The sequence below is a fragment of the Hymenobacter profundi genome (genome assembly GCF_019334315.1).
GTDB lineage: Bacteria > Bacteroidota > Bacteroidia > Cytophagales > Hymenobacteraceae > Hymenobacter > Hymenobacter profundi.
Window position 1 is genome coordinate 55199 of sequence record NZ_JAHWGL010000013.1, and the last position, 19569, is coordinate 74767.

The 19569-nt window shown below is 56.9% G+C and carries 21 protein-coding genes; 5 read left to right on the forward strand and 16 right to left on the reverse strand.

The features are described from left to right. Positions 1–2 precede the first annotated feature (2 nt). Entirely contained in the window at positions 3–1415 is a 1413-nt protein-coding gene (locus KYK14_RS05580; RefSeq protein ID WP_219157691.1) for a M56 family metallopeptidase, read from the forward strand. A 21-nt stretch (positions 1416–1436) separates the two neighbouring features. After that, positions 1437–2006, forward strand: coding sequence for a hypothetical protein (locus KYK14_RS05585; RefSeq protein WP_185281647.1), 570 nt, complete (start codon positions 1437–1439; stop codon positions 2004–2006). Positions 2007–2085: 79 nt separating this feature from the next. On the opposite strand, the gene KYK14_RS05590 is transcribed toward KYK14_RS05585, so the two are convergent. Then, on the reverse strand, positions 2086–2313 hold the full coding sequence (locus KYK14_RS05590; RefSeq protein ID WP_185281646.1) for a hypothetical protein: 228 nt from the start codon (positions 2311–2313) through the stop codon (positions 2086–2088). 165 nt (positions 2314–2478) lie between these two features. On the opposite strand from KYK14_RS05590, the gene KYK14_RS05595 reads away from it, so the two are divergent. After that, a complete protein-coding gene (locus KYK14_RS05595; RefSeq protein ID WP_185281645.1) occupies positions 2479–2898 on the forward strand; it encodes a hypothetical protein in 420 nt (139 codons plus the stop codon). A gap of 2 nt (positions 2899–2900) precedes the next feature. Here the strand turns inward: KYK14_RS05595 and KYK14_RS05600 are convergent, their stop codons facing one another. After that, complete coding sequence (locus KYK14_RS05600) at positions 2901–3473, reverse strand: DUF4269 domain-containing protein (protein ID WP_219157693.1); 573 nt, start codon at positions 3471–3473, stop codon at positions 2901–2903. A 62-nt stretch (positions 3474–3535) separates the two neighbouring features. Between KYK14_RS05600 and KYK14_RS05605 the strand changes: the two genes are divergently transcribed. After that, the gene (locus KYK14_RS05605) at positions 3536–3940 is read left to right on the forward strand and encodes a nuclear transport factor 2 family protein (RefSeq protein WP_219157694.1); all 405 of its coding nucleotides are present in this window, start codon (positions 3536–3538) and stop codon (positions 3938–3940) included. A 4-nt stretch (positions 3941–3944) separates the two neighbouring features. Here KYK14_RS05605 and KYK14_RS05610 read toward each other — a convergent pair whose 3' ends face one another. The 10 genes from KYK14_RS05610 to KYK14_RS05655 all read right to left on the reverse strand — a co-directional run bounded on the left by KYK14_RS05610 (position 3945) and on the right by KYK14_RS05655 (position 14861). After that, positions 3945–4730, reverse strand: coding sequence for a 3-keto-disaccharide hydrolase (locus tag KYK14_RS05610; protein WP_185281642.1), 786 nt, complete (start codon positions 4728–4730; stop codon positions 3945–3947). 197 nt (positions 4731–4927) lie between these two features. Next, on the reverse strand, positions 4928–5818 hold the full coding sequence (locus KYK14_RS05615; protein ID WP_185281641.1) for a hydroxypyruvate isomerase family protein: 891 nt from the start codon (positions 5816–5818) through the stop codon (positions 4928–4930). Between the two features lie 115 nt (positions 5819–5933). Continuing rightward, positions 5934–7190, reverse strand: a complete 1257-nt coding sequence (locus tag KYK14_RS05620; protein ID WP_185281640.1) for a nucleoside permease — start codon at positions 7188–7190, stop codon at positions 5934–5936. A 115-nt stretch (positions 7191–7305) separates the two neighbouring features. After that, on the reverse strand, positions 7306–7779 hold the full coding sequence (locus KYK14_RS05625; protein ID WP_185281639.1) for a c-type cytochrome: 474 nt from the start codon (positions 7777–7779) through the stop codon (positions 7306–7308). Between the two features lie 38 nt (positions 7780–7817). Further along, positions 7818–8870 carry a sugar phosphate isomerase/epimerase family protein gene (locus KYK14_RS05630; RefSeq protein ID WP_219157695.1) on the reverse strand — a complete coding sequence of 351 codons (1053 nt, stop codon included), beginning with the start codon at positions 8868–8870 and terminating at the stop codon, positions 7818–7820. 105 nt (positions 8871–8975) lie between these two features. Then, positions 8976–10127, reverse strand: a complete 1152-nt coding sequence (locus KYK14_RS05635; protein ID WP_208306705.1) for a Gfo/Idh/MocA family protein — start codon at positions 10125–10127, stop codon at positions 8976–8978. Positions 10128–10317: 190 nt separating this feature from the next. After that, a complete protein-coding gene (locus tag KYK14_RS05640) occupies positions 10318–10920 on the reverse strand; it encodes a gluconate 2-dehydrogenase subunit 3 family protein (protein WP_208306704.1) in 603 nt (200 codons plus the stop codon). A 12-nt stretch (positions 10921–10932) separates the two neighbouring features. Next, positions 10933–12609 (reverse strand): GMC oxidoreductase, encoded by a 1677-nt coding sequence (locus KYK14_RS05645; RefSeq protein WP_219157697.1) that lies wholly within the window; start codon positions 12607–12609, stop codon positions 10933–10935. Between the two features lie 149 nt (positions 12610–12758). Next, positions 12759–13631 carry a sugar phosphate isomerase/epimerase family protein gene (locus KYK14_RS05650; RefSeq protein WP_185281635.1) on the reverse strand — a complete coding sequence of 291 codons (873 nt, stop codon included), beginning with the start codon at positions 13629–13631 and terminating at the stop codon, positions 12759–12761. Between the two features lie 393 nt (positions 13632–14024). Then, positions 14025–14861, reverse strand: a complete 837-nt coding sequence (locus tag KYK14_RS05655) for a sugar phosphate isomerase/epimerase family protein (protein WP_185281634.1) — start codon at positions 14859–14861, stop codon at positions 14025–14027. Between the two features lie 210 nt (positions 14862–15071). Here KYK14_RS05655 and KYK14_RS05660 point away from each other — a divergent pair, with 210 nt between their 5' ends. Next, positions 15072–15515, forward strand: coding sequence for a hypothetical protein (locus KYK14_RS05660; protein WP_219157699.1), 444 nt, complete (start codon positions 15072–15074; stop codon positions 15513–15515). A 245-nt stretch (positions 15516–15760) separates the two neighbouring features. On the opposite strand, the gene KYK14_RS05665 is transcribed toward KYK14_RS05660, so the two are convergent. The 4 genes from KYK14_RS05665 to KYK14_RS05680 form a co-directional block, all read right to left on the reverse strand. Next, on the reverse strand, positions 15761–16999 hold the full coding sequence (locus tag KYK14_RS05665) for a TPM domain-containing protein (RefSeq protein WP_219157701.1): 1239 nt from the start codon (positions 16997–16999) through the stop codon (positions 15761–15763). Between the two features lie 125 nt (positions 17000–17124). Then, positions 17125–17811, reverse strand: coding sequence for a dihydrofolate reductase family protein (locus KYK14_RS05670; protein ID WP_219157703.1), 687 nt, complete (start codon positions 17809–17811; stop codon positions 17125–17127). 94 nt (positions 17812–17905) lie between these two features. Beyond that, a complete protein-coding gene (locus KYK14_RS05675; protein WP_219157705.1) occupies positions 17906–18691 on the reverse strand; it encodes a transporter in 786 nt (261 codons plus the stop codon). A 154-nt stretch (positions 18692–18845) separates the two neighbouring features. Further along, positions 18846–19388 carry a glycosyl-4,4'-diaponeurosporenoate acyltransferase CrtO family protein gene (locus tag KYK14_RS05680; protein WP_219157707.1) on the reverse strand — a complete coding sequence of 181 codons (543 nt, stop codon included), beginning with the start codon at positions 19386–19388 and terminating at the stop codon, positions 18846–18848. Between the last annotated feature and the right edge of the window lie 181 nt (positions 19389–19569).

Here is a 19569-nt window from a genome sequence, read left to right on the forward strand (position 1 = left end):
CTATGCCTGCGCTACTCCTCTATCTGCTGCAAGTGAATGGGGCATTGCTGCTGTTCTACGCCGGTTATTGGCTGGTGCTGCGCCGCCTCACGTTCTACACGCTCAACCGCTGGTATCTACTGTTCTCGGTAGGCTTTTCGGCTGCTTACCCGGTAGTAGATGTCAGCGCGTGGCTGGCCCGGCCGGTGGCTGCCACTACGCAGGTGCTAGGCGAAACCTGGACCTACCTGCCCACTGCCGCCGCGCCTGCTTTCACCTATTGGACCAGCCTCGAATGGGCGTATTGGGTAGGGGTAGGCGTGTTGTTGCTGCGCTTGCTTGCGCAACTAACGGGCTTGTACCGCATCCGGCGAGCCTCACGGCCGGCGCAGTGGCACGGGCAGCAGTACCGGAGGGTAGGGGCCGCCATGAATCCGTTTTCGTTTGGGCGTACCGTCTATCTCAACCCCGATCAGCATGCCCCCTCCGAGCTGCCGGCCATTCTGCGCCATGAGCAGGTGCACGTGCAACAGTGGCACACCCTAGATGTATTGGTGGCTCAACTCGCGCAGGTCTTTTGCTGGTTCAATCCGGGGGTGTGGCTACTGCGCCAGGCGGTGCAGGAAAACCTAGAGTTCATTACCGACCGCGCCGTGCTACGCGCCGGCCTGCTCGATGCCAAAGCCTACCAGTATAGCCTGCTAAAGCTCAGTACGCTGGCGCCCAGTGCGGCCCTAGCGAATCATTTCACCTTTCTCACTCTTAAAAACCGCATTGCCATGATGAACAAGAAGCGTTCCGCTACTGCCTATCTGGGGTTGTATGCGCTGCTGATACCAGGATTAGCATTGCTGGCATTCGCCTGTGCCCCGCAAGGTGAGCCTGCGGGTGATGAGATGGAAGTACGAAAAACTTCATCAGCAAGGTTTGACGCCATGAGCGACAGTACGCTGTTCTTTTTAGATGGTAAACCGAGTAGTAAAGCTGCTGTTGAAGCTATTCCTGAAATAGGCATAGTGCAAATACATGGAGCAGGGGGGCGCTTTAGAGGAGAATTTGGACCAGGTGTTAAGCGCATTTTTTTAGTGATTACAAAAACAGGTGAAAACTCGCCGGCAACGAAAGCATTTCGGCAGAAATATGGTTTTCAAACGCGTGCTGAGTTTGAAAAAGAAGAAGCAGAGAGACCTGCCAAAGAGGCCCGCGAAAGAGAAGAAATACGTCAGCGGGATGAAAGATTTAAGCAATTGCCCGACGCGCTGTATATCCTGAACGGCGAACCGGTAGATAAAGAAGAAATCAGCGAGATAAATGCTGAAGCCATTGAAAGCGTAAACGTGCTAAAAGGCAAGCAAGCAATTGAACAGTATGGCGAAAAAGGGCGTAACGACGTAGTCATAGTCATTACCAAAAAACATTCACAATCAACTAACTAGCTGCACAGGCAGTCCATTATCATGAAAACTACCAAAACCATTACCGCAGGAATTGTAACGCTGTTGTTAGTCGCTGGCGGCCTAGGCAGCCAATCGGCGCAAGCGCAGGCTCCTAAACTAAGCGCGGCGAAACAAGGTCCGCTCGCCTACTATGTAGATGGCGTGCTGACTTCGAACGAAGCACTGAACGATACTAAGCCAGAGGAAATTGAGGTCATGAACGTCGTGAAAGACAAAGCCGTGTTGGCTACGCTCGATCCCGCAGCAGCCAATGGTGCTATTATCGTCACCACCAAGAAGAATAAAGACTCGGAGGCGGTGAAGGCGTTCAACAAAAAGCACAATATCACCTACACGCCTCCTAGCCCAGAGGTGAAAAAAATAAACGATGCTGTAATGAGCGGCACCGGCCTGTCGGCCGGCGAACTGGGCGGCCGGCTGCTACTGGTGAACGACAAAGAAGCCACGTTGGAGCAATCGAAAATAGCGCACGGCCAACTATCGTCGATCTACGTGCTAGACGCGGCAAAAGCCACCAAGCGCTATGGTGAAAAAGGCAAAAACGGCGCGGTGGTTATCACCACGAAGTAGATATCTTATACCAGTAGAAAGCAAAAAAGCGCAGGGTAATTGCCCCGCGCTTTTTTGTTGGTAGGCGAAATAGTACGCGCTACTTCACTTTCACTTCGCCGTCGTCGGCGTCTTTCTTTACTTTATTGCCTTCAGCGTCTTTGATCTTGATGTCGCCGTCGTCCTGCTTCTTGATTTTGCTGCCGTCTGCACCCTTGATAGTCGTGCCGGCGGGCATGTCCTCGGCGCGCTCCATGGCTGTTTGGTCCTGTGAGCAGGAAGCCAGCGAGAGGGTAGCGCCAGCCAGGAGTAGGAAAAGCATTTTCATACAGAAGAGAGAAAAGGGTGGGTATAAGGTAGGTATGCTAGGCTAACGGCCTTCCCTGGCTGTACGCTGCTGCGTGCGGAGGGTTATAGGCTCGGCAGGAGCCAGCGGCAACTACTGCCTATTTGGTAATTCCGCGTCGGTGTCAGACCTTCGCCGTTGATGCGTATGGCTGCCTCTTCTACTGTGTACTTCGAGAATGCTGCTGGTCGTTTACTGACCGATTCGGCAGGTTTTCTGCGGGTGGTATGGAGCAATCAGCCGCGTGGCCCCAAGGATGTGGAAGCACTTTTTACGCACATGACGCGTGCCTTGCAGCAGTACGGTTGGGGTCGGATTCTGATTAACCAAGTAAACATGCGCCGTTTCACGCCTCAGGAGCAAGAGTGGGTAGCCAACGAATGGCTGCCGCACGCTGTGCGGGAAGGAGGCTACCGCTTTGGGGCTGTACTGGTGTCGCCGGATGTGATGACGCGCCTCGCCACGGCCTACATTACCACCAAAATACAGGGCCTACCCTTGGTATATCACTCCTTTGATGAGGAGGCCACAGCCGTGAGCTGGCTGCTGCGGCAGGTAGGGTGGTAGTGCTAGGGTAGGGGCGGCAGCCGGGCTTGCAACTCCGCTACGGTGTAGTGCTCCAGCGCTAGGAGGGCGTCGTAGGGGTTGCCTGGCAGTTGGAGTAGCGTAGCAAAGGCCGGCTCAGTTTTGATGCCTTGTTGCTTGAGTTGTTGCACGGCAGCCCGCCACGGTTCGCCCCCGACTTCTAATACCCGTTGTTCTACCAGCATGTGCCGCACGGCGTACTGTTGCCGGGAGGGGCATGCTTGCCCAAACACTTCCACGGCAAACGCCTGATACTGAAAGTTACAGACGATGGCCGGCTGGCCCTGGCCCACGGTTTCGCGTAGGACAAAGCCGGGTAAATCTGCGTAGTGCGTGTGCAGCAGCGCCCGAAATGCTTGCTCTTGCTTCGGGAATACTGCGCAAATTACATCCAGGTCGCTGGCTGGCGTGGCAATGCTCAGCGGAATGGTGCCGGCCAGCACCGGGTCGAAAGCCTGCAACGTGGCCATAATGCCCAGTGCTTGCAGCGTATGATAGGCTTGTTGCTGGCGCGCGTCGCCGGTTAGTAGTGTGGCAAGGTCGGTGCAGTCGCGCATGTGGTATCGTTGGGCGGCTTCGGCTATCTTGCGCACTGTTTCATCACCTCCTCACTAGCGCTATGCCCACCGAGCCACTTGCCGTTCTCCAAGAATACTTCGATTTAGTACAGGCATTCAGTGTGGATACTGCTGCCTACGCGGCGGTACTGCACCCCGAAGTAGAACAGCTGGAATACGCCAATGACCTCAACAAGCAGCCCGTGAGCCGCTCGTTCGACGAGATTCTGACCAACCTGCGGGCGGGACGGGAACTGCTCCTCGACCCCAGCTTTATTGTACATCACACCCACGTGGGCTCTACGGGCACAATAGTGGTTGAAGGCCGATGGGAGGCCACTGTCCTCCACGACGCGGGGCCCGCAGTGCGCGGGCAACGCGTCGCGTCGGAGTTGTGCTTGGTGTTTGAATTTAAAGACGGCAAGATATACCGGCAGCGGCGCTACCCCTGCTACGAGCCGCTGTAGCGGCTTACTTGCCTAGCTCACGTATCCAGATGTTGCGGAAGCTCAGCGGCTCGCTCTTGTCGCCGTGCGATTGGAGCTTGATGGGCGATGCGCCGTGCGCCTTGCCCTCGTAGCTGGCCTTGCCAATATACTGGGTAGGGCCATCCAACTCCACATTGTCCTGCACCACCACACCGTTGAACAGCACCGTTACGCGGGCAGGTGTTTGCAGTGTGCCGTCCGATTTGAAGGTAGGGGCAGTCCAGGCTACGTCATAGGTTTGCCACTCGCCGGCCTTGCGGGCGGGGTTAGCCAGCGGAATCTTTTGCTTATAAATGCTGCCCGCCATACCGTTCACGTAGGTTTTGTTGTCGTACGAGTCCAGGATTTGCAGCTCGTAGCCCGCATCACCCTTGCCGATAGAGGCCAGAAATAAACCGCTGTTGCCGCGCGCCTGCCCGGTGCCGCTGATGTTGGCCGGCACACGCCACTCCAGGTGCAGCTGGTAGTTGGTGAAGGTGCGCTTGGTTTCGATGTTACCTTTGGTCTTATCAACGGTCATGATACCATTGGCTACCTTCCAGTCGGCTGGTTTGGAGCGGTCGTCTACCTTCACCCACTCTTGCAGGTTCTTACCATCAAACAGCACAATGGCGTCCGAAGGGGGCGCTACCATGGTAGTAGCGGCGCCGGGCGTTACCTTTTTAGGCACCGGCTCATACACTTCCGTGTCTTCGGGCTTGGCGTTTTGCTGGGCATACGCTGACATAGAAAGACCAAGAAGGGCCGTGGCAAGCAAAGGAAATTTCATGGGAAGAGGAATAGAAAGTAAGAGTGAAAAGGTGCAGTACAGGCTGTTCTGTTGAGCGCAACCGAACTATTGCTGACGCTCTGTTGCCAGGTAGTGCAAGTACAGAATGTACCGTGAAGATGCTTTGACAAGAGCAGCCGCAAAACGTTTAATGCGCACGCACGAATTGTTTAACTACCCAGAAGGCGCTTTACAAATTACACGTCGCAAAGCTGCACCGCTTGGCGCAACGAGGCCAACTTATCCGCCTTTTGCGGCATAAACTCTTGCGCCACGTACCCCTTGAAACCAGTCTTGAGGATGGCGCGCATGATGGCCGGGTAGTACAGCTCTTGCTGCTCGTCCAGTTCGTGGCGGCCGGGCACGCCGGCCGTGTGGTAGTGAGCAATATAGGGGTGGAACTCGTTGATGGTCCGAATCACGTCGCCCTCATTGATTTGCATATGATAGATATCATAGAGTAGCTTGAAGTGCTCAGAGCCCAGTCGTTTGGCAAGGGCCGCGCCCCAGGCGGTGTGGTCGCACTGGTAGTCTTTGTGGTCAATTTTGCTGTTGAGCAACTCCATCACCAGTACCACTTTGTGCTTCTCGGCCAGGGCCACCAGCGGCTGCAAGCCCTTCACGCAGTTGGCCAGCCCCGCCTCGTCTGACTGCCCCCGACGGCTCCCGCTAAAGCAGATGAGGTTGGTGTAGCCAGCGGCGGCTACTTTAGGTATCATCTCGCCATACTGTTTTTGCAGGCGCGCATGGTATTGTGGGTCGTTGAATCCTTCTGTCAAGCTAATTTCGGCGCCGTTGCACATGGGCGAGTCTAGGCCGTACTTTTTCAGGGTAGGCCAGTCGGCAGGCCCTACCAGGTCAATGCCCTGGATACCCATCGCCTTGGCCTCTTTGCAAAGCTGCTCCACCGATAAGTCGTTGAAGCACCAGCGGCACACCGATTGGCGAATGTTGTTTTTGAGCGGCATGGTAGCAGAAGTGTTTTTTTCGTCCGAAGCACACGCGCTGGCTACTCCGGCGGTACTCATGGCGGCAGTACTGGCTAACAGGCCCTTCAACGCAGCGCGACGATTCCAGAGGGTAGGCATGGGAGACGTAGAATAATTTGCTAGAAGTTGGTAAAATCAGTTGGTGCCCTTCGCTCCTGTCATCCTGAGCGGAGCGTTAGAGATGACAGGAGCAAAAGATGACGGATGAAGCAGATTACTTCGCCTGCGCCATCGACGGTGCGGAACCCAACGCCACATCAGGCTCGGAAGTAGCGGCCTGGCGCCGCTCACGGAACATAAGCAGGAACAGCAGCAGCACTACACCCGCAATACCGGCTGGAATCAGCCAGATCATGCGCCAGTTGTGCGCCTCGGGGGAGAGTTGGTAGGCGTCGAAAATGCGGCCCGAAAGCAGGGTGCCAATCAGCATCCCTACCCCGTAGGTAGCCAGGGTAATAAAGCCCTGGGCCGAGCTTTTGAACTGCTCGCCCGCCAGGTTGTCGGTATAGATTTGACCCGTTACGAAGAAGAAGTCGTAGCACACGCCGTGCAGCACAATGCCGGCAATCAGCATCCAGTAATTAGCGTCGGCATTGCCGTAGGCGAAAAATACGTAGCGTAACACCCACGCACCCATGCCAATGGCCAGCATTTTCTTCACGCCCAGCTTGCTGAAAAACAGCGGAATAGCCAGCATAAACAGTAGCTCTGACACTTGCCCCAGGCTCTGCACACCGGCCGCCGATTTCATCCCTACCTCGTTCAAAAACGGATTGGTGAAGCCATAATAGAAGGACAGCGGAATGCAGATGGCAATGGAAGCCAGAAAGAAAATCAGGTAAGAACGATTTTTCAGCATGCCAATGGCATCCAGGCCCAGCAGGTCGCCCAGAGAGCTACTCTGGCCTTTTTTCACGGGCGGGGTAGCGGGCAGCGTAAAGCTGAACACGCCCAGGATGGCCGAAGCCACAGCGGCCATCGTGAAGGTGGCTTGCAGGCTGCCGTTCTGCTCCCAGTTTAGCCAGCCAATGGTAAGGCCCGCCACAATCCAACCCAGCGTACCCAGTACCCGGATAGGCGCAAACTCCTTCTGCGGGTCCTGCATCTGCCGGAAGCTGATGGAGTTTACCAACGCCAGGGTAGGCATGTACAGAATCATGTAGGTGAGGATGCTGGGGTAGAAGCTACCAAAATCGGGCGCCAGCGACGCCCGCCATAGCAGCACCGCACCCGCTAGGTGCAGCACGCCCAGAATTTTCTGCGCCGAGAAAAACCGGTCGGCAATCAACCCAATAATAAACGGCGCTACAATAGCCCCTACGGACTGCGTCAGAAAAGCTGTACCCACCTGCAAACCCGTGGCGTTTAGGTTTTTAAGTAGGTAGGTGCCCAGCGTCACAAACCACGCGCCCCAGATGAAAAACTCCAGGAACATCATGATGGACAGCTTCACTCGGATGGTAGCAGTCATAAGGGGTAGGCGGTTTAGGTAGGGAAGTGGTGAGATAGAACAGGATGCTAAAACGTCATTTCGACCTCTCTGCTTGATGCGCAGAATGGTCGAAATGACGTTTAGGACTTTCGTCTTATTTCAGGGTCAGGATGTAGCGCACCATAGCTTCGGAGTCTTTCTCCGACAGGTTGGGGTGAGGCGTCATCGGGATATCGCCCCAGTTGCCTTTGCCACCGCTGATAACCTTCTTGGCCAGCATGCTCACATTGGCGTCGGTGGCCTCGTATTTCTGGGCTACGGCTGCATAGGCCGGGCCTACGAGCTTCACGTCCTGGCGATGGCAGCTGGTGCAGTCAGAACCCTCAATGAGCTTGGCACCGGCCGCTACGGCGCCACCTGTAGGCGTGGTGCCAATCTTGTTGACATCGGTATCCACCTGGGGCTGACGGGCCTGGGCACTTACGTCGGCACCTTCTGTGCTATCAGTATCAAGAGCAGGCGTGTCGTCGGCCAGTGTGTACTCGGGTTTGTCTTTCGCGGTATCGGAGCCGGAGTTGCAGGCCAGCAGCGTCGAGCCGCAGAGCAGCAGCAAAAAAACGTTTTTCATCAGGTGAGGAGGTAGAGGAAGTAGGAAGTTGTGTGGTTTTATAATCCTAGTATTTCTTTGTTAAGACTCTGGTCGATGCCAGAAGCTGCAAAATCATCGAAGGCCTTGTCCGTCACCCGGATGATGTGGTCTTGGATGAACGGGGCCCCTTCGCGGGCACCGTCTTCGGGGTGTTTCAGGGCGCATTCCCACTCCAGCACGGCCCAGCCGGGGAAGTTATACTGCGCCAATTTGCTGAAAATTGATGTGAAATCCACCTGGCCGTCGCCTAGTGAACGGAAACGTCCGGCCCGGTCTACCCAGCCCTGGTAGCCCCCATACACGCCCTGGCGGCCGGTAGGGTTAAATTCGGCATCCTTCACGTGGAACATCTTGATGCGCTCGTGGTAGATGTCGATGAACTCCAGGTAGTCCAAGCATTGCAGAATAAAGTGCGAGGGGTCGTAGAGCAGGCAGGCGCGCGGGTGGTTGTCTACCTGTTCCAGGAACCGCTCGAAGCTGATGCCATCGTGGATGTCTTCGCCCGCGTGGGTTTCGTAGCACAAGTCTACCCCCTGCTCATCGAATACATCCAGAATAGGACGCCAACGACGGCCCAACTCCTCAAACCCCGTCTCTACCAGCCCGGCCGGCCGCTGGGGCCACGGGTACACGTAGGGCCACAGCAAGGCCCCGCTAAAAGTAGCATGAGCCGTGAGGCCTAAGTTGCGTGAAGCCTGCGCAGCATATTTCAGCTGCTGCACGGCCCATTGCTGACGGGCAGCGGGGTTGCCACGCACTTCGGCCGGCGCAAAGCCGTCGAATAGCTGGTCGTATGCCGGATGTACTGCTACCAGCTGGCCCTGCAAGTGCGTGGATAGCTCCGTGATTTCTAGGCCGGCATCGGCTACCTTGCCCTTCAGCTCATCGGCGTAGGTCTGACTTTCGGCCGCCAGCTTCAGGTCGATGAAGCGCGGATCGAGGGTAGGAACTTGAATGCCTTTATAGCCTAACTCGCTGGCCCATTTGCAGATGCTTTCCAAGCTATTGAACGGCGCCTGGTCGCTGATGAATTGGGCCAGGAAGATGGCGGGTCCTTTGATAGTTTTCATAATGCTTAGCTGATTGCTAATAGGTTTTAGCTGTTAGCTATTGGCTTTTATGGATGGAACAAGCTGCGTTCTTCAACGCGAAAGTTACTAGCGAAAAGCTATCGGCTAACAGCTGAGAGGCGTCCATTTTTGTTCCGACTTACCGGAGGCAATAACCGATTCGATGAAGCCCATGCCCCGCACGCCGTCTTCCACGCCGGGATAGTCGGCGGCTTCGGCTGGGGCAGCGGGGCCACCCAGGTCGGCTATGAGGGTAAGGGCGAAGTTGCGGTAGAGGTTGGCAAAGGCTTCGAGGTAGCCTTCGGGGTGGCCCGCCGGAATGCGGCTGTTGTGCAAGGCCAAGGGGCTGAGGTAGGAAGCACCCGTCTGGCGAATTTCGGTGGGCTTGTCCAGCCACTTCACCAGCAGCGTGTTGTTGTCAGCTTGCTGCCAATCGAGGCCGCCTTTTTCGCCGTAGAGGCGCACACGCAGGTTGTTTTCTTCGCCGGCTGCTACCTGGGTAGCCACTAGCACGCCGCTAGCACCGTTGGCCAGTTTCAGCAGCACGGCTCCATCATCGTCGAGCTGCCGGCCGGGTACTACCACGTTGATGTCGGCGCACAATTGCGTGACTTCCAAGCCGCTCACATACTCTAGCAGGTTGAAAGCGTGGGTGCCAATGTCGCCCATGGCGCCGGCTGCGCCGCTGCGGGCGGGGTCGGTGCGCCAGGCGGCTTGCTTGTTGGCGCCGCCTTCTTCGTAGGTGCTCAGCCAGCCCTGCGGATATTCTATGTATACTTTGCGAATAGTGCCCAGCACGCCGTCGGCAACCAATTGCTTGGCTTCCTTTAGCATAGGGTAGCCGGTGTAGGTGTGCGTAAGGCACAGGCGCCGACCCGTGGTTTCTACCACTGTGCGCAACTCCTTGGCTTCGGCCAGGGAAAACGTCATGGGCTTGTCCAGCACCACGTCGAAGCCGTGTTCCAGGGCCATTTTAGCGGGCGCAAAGTGCAAGTGGTTGGGCGTCACGATGCTGATAACTTGTACCCGCTCGGCTTCGGGCCGTTGGGCTTCCTGCTCCAATAGCTCCTGGTAGGAGCCATACACGCGGTCAGGGGCGAGGCCCAACTCCTGGCCAGTGGCGCGGGAGGTATCGGGGTTGCTGCTGAAGGCGCCGGCCACCAGCTCATATAGTCCATCGAGGGAAGCGGCCATGCGGTGCACGCCCCCAATAAAGGAGCCTTGCCCGCCGCCAATCATGCCCAGTCGTAATTTCATGCGGTGTGGTGAAGTGGTGAGGTTGTGAAATTTGAGTGGTAAGTAAAAAATACGGCTGGCATAAGGTCCTTGCGAAGGATCTTATCACTGGTAGAACGACAAGTGTAACAACGACTCGTTCAACTGGGATAAGATCCTTCGCAAGCTCAGGATGACAGACGCCTTTTCGCTCGCAAGTAACAACTCAAATTTAGGTAGCCCAGGCCCGGTCGCCTTTTTTATAGGGCACGTTGCCGTCGTATTTGCCGGGCACGGGTAGGTAGCGGAGGGCTTGGGTAGCGCCTGGCTCGGAGGTGAAGAAGCCCAACAAGGTCAGCTCCTTCATCATGCGGAAGTAGTGGTTGGGCTGCTCTTTGGTCTTGGTTTGGGCGTACTGCTTCTGCTCAGCGTCAAGGGCGGTTAGAAACTCCTTGCGCTGACCGGCATCCAGACCCATGAAGTCCTTCTGGTACTTCTGCTTACTGGCATCGTTGAGCTTGGTAATGCCCTCGGAGAAGATCTTTTGGTCTTCGGGCTTGTAGCAGTCGCGCACCATCACGGCCATAAAACCGCCCACGTTGGCAGCTTTGGCGCCGGGCGTTTTGGTGGCAGGTAGGATGGTTTCGCCTACCTCGTTCAACAGCGTTACTTGGTTGGCATCCAGAACTTCTTCTGGTTTTTGGTCGCCTTTCGGCCCAGCCTTGGCGGTTGTTTTGGAGTTGTCGGTAGAGCAACCAGTTAGAAACAGGTCGCCGCCAATTACGGCGCCACCCATCAGGAGGGCCACCCGGCCCAGTGCATCTCTTCTGTTCATTGCCGGTAGGAATTAGATGTTCTGCTTTTTCAGTTCGCTTACGGCGTGGTCTACGGCGCGGGCCGTGAGGGCCAGGTAGGTGAGCGAGGGGTTCACGCAAGAGGCCGAGGTCATGGCGGCACCGTCGGTCACGTACACGTTGGGGGCGTCCCATACCTGGTTGTGCGCGTTGAGCACCGAGGTTTTGGGGTCGCGACCCATGCGGGCCGTTCCCATCTCGTGAATGCCGCCGCCCAGGTTGTAGCCGTTGTTGTAGGTGTTCACGTTTTTGAGGCCGGCTTTTTCCAGCATCTCCTTGGCGTCCTCCATCATGTCCACGCGCATTTTCTGCTCGTTGTCTTTGATGGTGGCATCCATCACCAGCACGGGTAGGCCCCAGGCGTCCTTCTCGGTTTTGGAGAGGTAGGTGCGGTTTTCGTGGTAGGGTAGGGTTTCGCCGAAGCCCGTGATGCCCATAGTCCACTTGCCGGGCTCCGTCAGAGCATCTTTGTAGTCGCCACCAATGCTCATTTCTGCGATGTCGCGGCTCCAGCCTTCGCGGCTGGCGCTGCCCTGGTAGCCGAACCCGCGCAGGTAGTCGCGCTTGTCGCCGAACAGGTTGCGGTAGCGCGGCACGTAGATACCGTTGGCGCGGCGGCCGAATACGTATTTGTCCTCGTAGCCTTCCATTTCGCCGTGGGCACCAGCCCGGAAATGGTGGTCCATCAGGTTGTGGCCCAGCTCACCGCTGCTGCTACCTAGGCCGTCGGGCCATACATCAGTAGCAGAGTTCATCAACACCCAGGCCGAGTTCAGGGCCGAGGCATTCACGAAGATAACCTTGGCGAAATATTCGTAGGTTTTGTTGGTTTCGGCATCCAGCACCTCTACGCCCTTGGCCCGCTTGGTATCCTTATCGTACAGGATTTTGGTAACGATGGAAAACGGCCGCAAGGTGAGGTTGCCGGTAGCCATAGCCGCCGGTAGCGTGGCCGACTGCGTGCTGAAATACGCCCCAAACGGGCAGCCCAGCCAGCACTTGTTGCGATACTGGCAGTTCACACGGTTGTTGTGGGGCTTGGTGATGTTGGCCGTGCGGCCAATAATCATGTCGCGGTCCTTGAAGTGCTTCTTGATGCGGGCCGCTACGTCCTTCTCCACAATGTTCATGTCCATGGGCGGCATAAAGTCGCCGTCGGGCAGCTGGGCCAGGCCGTCGCGGTTGCCGCTGATGCCGGCAAACTTCTCGGCGTGGCTGTACCAGGGTGCCAGGTCTTTGTAGCGAATGGGCCAGTCCACGGCAATGCCTTCCTTGGCGTTGGCCTCAAAGTCGAAGTCGCTGTGTCGGTAGCTCTGGCGCCCCCACATCAACGAGCGGCCCCCTACCTGGTAGCCCCGGAACCAGTCGAACGGCTTGGCCTCCACGTAGGGGCTTTTCTGCTCGTTGGTCCAGAATTCAAGGTTGGTTTCATTCAGTGTATAATCGCGGCTGAGTACGGGGTAATCCTTAATCATCTGCTGGGTTTTGCCGCCGCGGTGCGGAAATTCCCAGGGCGCTTTGTTGGCATTCACGTAGTCTTTGATGTGCTCTACGTTGCGGCCGCGCTCCAGCATAATCGTTTTTAATCCTTTCTCCGTCAGTTCCTTGGCAGCCATGCCGCCCGATATGCCGGAGCCGATTACAATTGCGTCATATGTATTCTGTGCCATACAGGAGGGGTGGGTATTTTTAGTTATTCGTTTTCAACTTTTGGTGGTCTATAGCAGCGGTTTATGTTTAGCTTTAGTGGCCGCCCAGCACCCCATAGGGGGCGCAGCACAAGGGCAAACAACCAAAAACAAACAACCAAAAACCAACCCTATACCAGTGTGCGCTTGATGTAGGAAACGCTTTGCTTGATGCTGTCGAAGGGCGAGCCAGGCGTTTGGTCTTGCTCCACAAAGAAATACTGCATACCCGCTAGCTTCTTCTGCGCGAAAATGCGCTTGAAGTCGATGCTGCCATTACCTACCTCCGTGAAGTTGCGCTGGGGCGTTTTGTCCATGTCCTTCACATGCCACAGCGGGAAACGGCCGGGATGTTCCTTGAACATTGCCACAGGGTCTTTGCCCGCTTTGGTGGCCCAGTACAGGTCCAGCTCCATCTTCACCAAGTCTTTATCGGTGGCTAGCAGCAGATCGTAGGGCATCTGCCCATTCTGGGGCTGAAACTCGAAATCGTGGTTGTGGTAGCAGAGCTGAATGCCGGCTTTCTTGCACTGCTCGCCGGCTTTATTCAGGTAGTCAGCTACCTTCTGGTAATGGTCTCGCTCGCTGTCCATGAGGTAGGCGCACACCATGTACTTCACCCCTACCTGTGCGGCGTCGTCTATGGCTTTGTCCCAGCCGTGCAGCAGGGTGCCTTGAGTGGGCTGACCGTTGTTCATGGCCTCGCCCAGAACGTAGTGGCTGCTAGGCATAATCAGCCCGTTCTGCTTCAGCACTTTGGCAAACTCTGCGGGCTCCATGCCGTAGAACTTCTGACTGCCAGTGTAGGTAGCGCCTTCCACCGAGTTGTAGCCCATGGCGGCTATCTTGGCCAGTGTGCCGGTAGGGTCCTGCTGCATGGGCTCGCGCACGGTATAGAGCTGCAGACCGATGTAGGACTTGTCGGCTGCTAGTACAGAAGGGGAGGCGCAAGCCGCTGCCGATAATAGCACGGCAGATTTCAGAAACGTTCGTCTGGTGGTCATGAAGCAAGAGGGGTAGGGTAAAAAATCAGCGCTGGTACGCTGTGGTAGAATAGAGCGGAAAGCAGCTTTTTCGTGCGAAATAGCTGCCAAGGGGCACCACAGCAAGCAATGTTGACCCAAGGTATTCTTCTTTTTGGCAGGAACCCAAGCCTTTTGCCGGGCTATTTTGCTTGTTAGAAGAACAAATTGTGTAACGGTAGACACCTACCACACACGTTAAACGGGGAGTAAGATAAGCTTTTCAAACTCCTACCGCAAACGATTTCTCTCATAGGACACACGCAAAAAAAGAAGGCTGCATGTGGTCTTTCGTTGTGGCTGTAATCTATTGCGGCCCTGGCGTAGGGGCCAGGGCCGCAATAAAGCAAGCCGTTATGGTGCCATAGCAAGCAGTTAATAGTTCAATCCTTTCAGGTAGGCAATGTTGCGCTGCATGCTGGCAAGGGGTGCGCCTTCATACTCTTCCTGCTCCACAAAGAAATATTTCATGCCCGACTTCTTGGCGCTGCGCAGCAGCTTGGCTACGTCCAAGCGGCCGGTGCCCAGCACAGTGCTGTGGGCTTCCCCTTTTTTCATGTCCTTGAGGTGCCACAGCGGGAAACGGTTGGGGTAGCGCTCAAAATACTGGAAGGGGTCGTAGCCGGCAACTACCACCCAGCCCAGGTCCATTTCCATGGATACCAGGCGCGGGTCGGTTTTTTCCAGCAGCACATCGTACAGCACTTTCCCGTTATCCTTTTCAAACTCGGAGTTGTGGTTGTGGTAGGCAAACTGCACACCCGCTTTCCGGCAGGCTTCGGCCGCTTTATTGAAGGTGTCGGCGCAACGCTCGTAGTTGCTCACGGTCTGGCCCTGGGTGGGTAGGGAAGGGCACACCAGGTATTGCTGGCCGGCTTCGGCGGCGGCGTCCACGGCTTTCTGCCAATTGTTGTCAATACCTACGTGGCCGCTGCGCAGTGTCATGCCCAGGCTGCCCATCAGCTGCTTCATTTCCTTGGGCGACAGGCCGTAGTAGTAGCCCTTGGCGCTGTTGGCCGATTCGATTTCTTTGTAGCCCATCTTGGCCAGGCTGCTGAGCGTGCCCTTCGCGTCGCGCATCATATCGTCGCGCACGCTATATAGTTGAAGGCCAATATCTTGCACACGGGCGGCGTGGGCTAGGGTAGGCAGGGCCAACATGCCGGTGGCAAGGGCGCTTACGGAGGTCAGAAAATCTCTTCTAGTAGTCATAAAGGGGGCTGCGATGGAAAGATGCGGAACAACTAACGCTCACCAAGATAGAAATTTGCCCACCAGAAATCGGGAAAAGCTGATTTAGGTACATGAATTGTTAAAAAAGTATCGGCACGCAGTCTGGGTTATGGTAAATAGCAAGTGCAGCAAGGAAAAGACACAGTATCGTCTTGTTCTTGCTTTTTTTGTCTTCTTAAGTATTTGACTATGTTTTCTCCTTCTAATCGGCTGTATTTTGAAAATGCAGCGGGCCGTGTTGAAGAAGACCGGGCTGGTTTTGTGCGGCTGACCTATACGCTGGGTCGCCGGGAGGCAAGCATATGGCACGGACTGTTACTGCACACCAAGCACCTGCTCGCAAGGCAGGGGCAAGGCCTGCTACTGGTAGACCAACGGGCTATGCAAGCGTATTCGTTGGAAGAACAGCGTTGGCTGGTAGAGGAGTGGTTGCCTCAGGCCATTGTAGAAGGTGGCTACCGCTATGGAGCTATTGTGCAGGCACGCGATGCCTTTGCTCGCTTAGCCATGGACACGGTACGCCTACAAGCGCAGAACCTGCAACTCACGTATCGTTATTTCACGAATGAAGAGGAAGCGGTTGCATGGCTGCGGGCGCAGATAAAGGAATTCTCGTTGCGCTACAATTCTTAGAACAGAGCTGAAACTACAGTCGTTGGCTTCACGGAATACGCATCTTAAGTTCCAGGTAGCCGCATAGCGGTTTCAGTTTTGTAGGTCTCTGGATTGACACAAAAGCGCCGCGAGCGGGGCAAGAAACGTTTCTTACCCCGCTCGCGGCGCTGCCTTTTATACTCTTTAACTATTAGAAGCCTGAAGATGCCTGGCGGCTACGCTACCATTTGGAAGCAGCCTAGCGCAACGTCTGCTATGGCATGCTACCACGAGCCGCTGTTGTCGCTGCTGTCATCAAAGCCACCACCACCCGTGTCATCCGACGACGAATCATCGTAGGAGTTATCAGACGAGAAGTAGTCGGGGCCGGAGGAAACGTCGTCGGAGAAGTAGTCTGGGCCGGGGTCGTTGGCGGCGCTGGCACCACCAAAAAAGTCATTCACATCGGCATCCGAGGCGGGTGGGGTAGCGCCTAAACCGGCCGCACCCATGCCAGCAGCCGCCGTGTTGTCGTTGCCTAATTGTAGGTCGTTGCCGGAGTGGCTCTGGCCCGAGGCCATGCGGTTGCCGAGGTAGGCGCCGGCTGCGGCCGCGGCACCCGTTGCCAACATGCCACCAATACCACTGCCACCACCGCCATTGTTGGTATTGCCAGCGTTGCCGCCCCGGTTAAAGAAATCCGGTGTTGGCCGTTGCCGGCCCTGATTGTAGCCCTGGGTAGGCTGATTGTTACGGTTCGGTAAGAAATCGGGGGGGTTGCCCGCAGTGCTTTGTGCGGTGCTTTTGCGGCGAAACAACTTCACCAGCAGCCAGATTACGCCACCTACCACTAAAGCACCCAGCAGCAAAGTGCCCATGCCTGGCCCCGACGGCTCGGGGGTAGGGCTGGACAGCCCCGGCGAGAAAGGCGCACTAGACGGTTGTTCCATTGGCTCATCAAGTGGCGCCGAAGCAACGGGAGCCTCAGTAGTTGTGGCGGGCGACGTAGCTGCCGGCGCCTGCGTAGGTGCCGAACCTGGGTTGGCTGCTTGCAGCAAGGTGTTCAGCCCGGCCCGCAAGCCAGCAAAGTAGCGTCCTTGTTTGAACTGTGGCGCCATTTCTTGGCTGATGATGCGGTCGGTAAGCGCCGGCGTAACCTGGCTACGCAAACCTGAGCCCGCCTGAATGCTAACCTGGTGTTCCTGCGCCGCAATCAGCACCACTACGCCGTTGTTTTGGTTACGCTGGCCCACGCCCCAGGCGGTGCCCAGCGCACGGGCATAGTCGGCCACGGTGCGACCGTCCAGGGTAGGCACAGTTACCACAACCACCTGCGTGCCGTTGTTATCGGCGTAGCTGCGCAGGCCGCTTTCCAGCTTCTTCGCGTCCGTTTCGCTGAGGAGCTGAGCTTTGTCCGTCACGAAAGTGAACGGGTTGGGACGAGCCGGCAACTCGCCGGCAGCGGTGGCGGTGTGGCTCAAGCCGAGGGCAAGAGCGAACACGAAAACAAGAAAGCGAAACATAGCAAATGGATAGGAGTGAGGGAAGCGCATCAATTTCAGAGCTTTCTACGCACACAGGCGCTAATAGGTGCCTACCCCAATCTGCGGAGGGGGCAAGCACCTGGCTACCGCATACCCTGCTGGTGCTAATTCTTGTTGGCGGCCGAGTAGCGCAGCCACAGGATGCCTTCGGGCCGTTGCTCCACGTGTTGCAACGCGAACTGGCGCGGTGGTCCCGGCTGGTCGCCCTGCTCGAAGAGGGTAGGCGACGAAGCCGCGCCGTCTACCACCGGGTAGTGCAGTATGCTCAGCTCGTCTATCAGCCCGGCCTTTAGCAACGAGCCGTTGATGTGCCCGCCACCTTCCAGCAGAATGGTTTGGATAGGAAACAGCTCCGCCAGCTTGGTCAGTACGTTGTGGAAGTCCAGCTCCTCGGCTCCGCCAAACACGTAGGACACGCCCACGCGGCGCAGGTAGGCCAGGTACTCGTCGCTCACCTGCTCCGACAGCACACTGATGATATGCTCTCCATCAATGTCGGCTGACTCCCAGCCCAGCTTACCGTGCGCATCTACAGCCACCACAAAGGAGTCGGCGGAGTGCTCGGCTACGAAATCTGTACGGTCGAGGGGTTCCGTTACGGGTTGCAGGTCGGGTTCCAGGCCTTCGGTGAAGTCCTTTTCCATGGTCACGCGGCCACACAGCCAAGCATCAGCTTCGAAGGTAGCGGCAGTAGTTTCGTACTCCTGGGTGTTGGGTGCATCGCCCCAGCGGCTCAGAATAATGCGGCCGTCCAGGGAAGTCATCATGTGGCAAATTACGCGGGGTGTCATAGGGGGTAGGGGTAGGAAAAATGTAGGAAGGGTAGTGAAAGAAAGGACCAAAGGCCGATGCTCAGTACTGGTGTTAGCCCGCCTGTGGTGGGCCCTAATAGGGTAGTCGGATAGACGCCCCCGTGGTCAGGAAAAAGGACGGCGCGGCACGGCTGATACCAATGCCGCCGGCCACGTCCAGCTGTAGGTTGGGCCGCACCAGCCACAACAGTCCCGCATCCACTTCGTTATCGGGCCTGCTGCGGGCTTCGGTGGTGCCAAAGGCTTCGCCGTAAATTGAGAACTGCTTGCTCAGCCGAGCCGCGAGCTTCACGGCGTACTTCTGCTCGGTATCGTTCTGCACCCATCCGTAGCCATAAGTGTAGGTCAGGCTAAGCGCATCGGTGAGGGAGTTGGAGAAGCCGAGGCGCAAGCGGGCCTCGGGGTTGGTCGGACGCAGCTCCTTTTTGCCAACGGGTAGGGTAGCGGTAGCCGTGAAGGCAGCCTGTGGCAATATGCCTTTCTCGTCCCACAGCTGAACGCGGGTGCCTACCTCCGGCGCCCCAAGGCCTCGTTGTCCTTGCCGGCTACTGCTCGGGATAGATGCCTCAAACCCAGTGCCCAGCCGCAGTTCTACCCTATCTAGCAGGCCGTAGCGCACTGTGAGGGTAGGGTAGTTGTAGGTGCGCGACGACCTGCCGTCCTGGTAGCGCAAGCCGCCTTCCAGCTGTACAAAGTGCTTTTGCACAACCGATGTGCCGTTGGTCTGATCGGGCCGGCCAGGGTCGATGGGGTCGATATCCTCACGCTGTTGGGCATAGCTTGCGCGCGCCAGCAGCAGAAAGAATATCACGCCTAGCAAACGAAAGCCTCTACCACCCAGCGCATCCAATTTTCTCATATATAATAGCCCGCCAAGCAGAAAGCATGATTGCTTAGCTGCGCGTTAGCCAGCCCGGCAGCAGGTACACCCGCCTACGCCAATACCTGGCGCTTGGTTGGAGGCAGCTACAGTGTGACATAAAACGATGGGGCACAGCCCTGCGCCAGTGGGACTACCTATGCGCGCCACCCAGCCGCACCCGAATATACTGTTGCAGCCACATGGGGTACACGTTGTACAGCATATTCAACACACTCAGCGCCAGCCCCCAGCCTACCCTACCCATCGCGGCCGCGTAGCCGGCCGCGAACAGAAAGAACAGGAACCCCACCAGATGGAACTGCTCCAGGTGGTAGGTGTGCTGCCAGAGTGCCGCTACTGCCGCCCGGCTCTGCACGTGCCGGTAGTGCGGGTAGCGCCGCCGCAGCAATCCATTGATGAAGCTGCCGTGCTGGGTAAACTGATTGGCTACGTGCACCCCCAGCCGACGATAAGCCGCCGCGGAGCCGCTCAGCTGCCACCACCTAAACCACGCCCTGGGCACGGCATACCCCAGCAAGCTCACCGCCAACGCCCCGTACAGCCACGGCCGCGCCATGTGCTGGTAGCAAAAGACACTCAGCGGCCCCAGACTCAGTACCGACCACACCACGTTCGGAATAGCGTTGTAGAAGGCCAGCAGCGCCGGAGAGGGCGTAAGGTGTTTGTCTTCCATTGGCGGCAACTGAAGTGCTGGGCAGGTCTGAGGGTTTACTACCTTCCGCACGGCTTGGTTGGCGCGGAAGGTACAGGTGCCGCTATAGCAATCTGGGCCACCAACACTGGCGCGGGGCTGTGCCCCGTGTCATTTATTAGCAGGCCTCTGGCCTGCGGCCGTGCGCGCCGTTGAAGCTGTT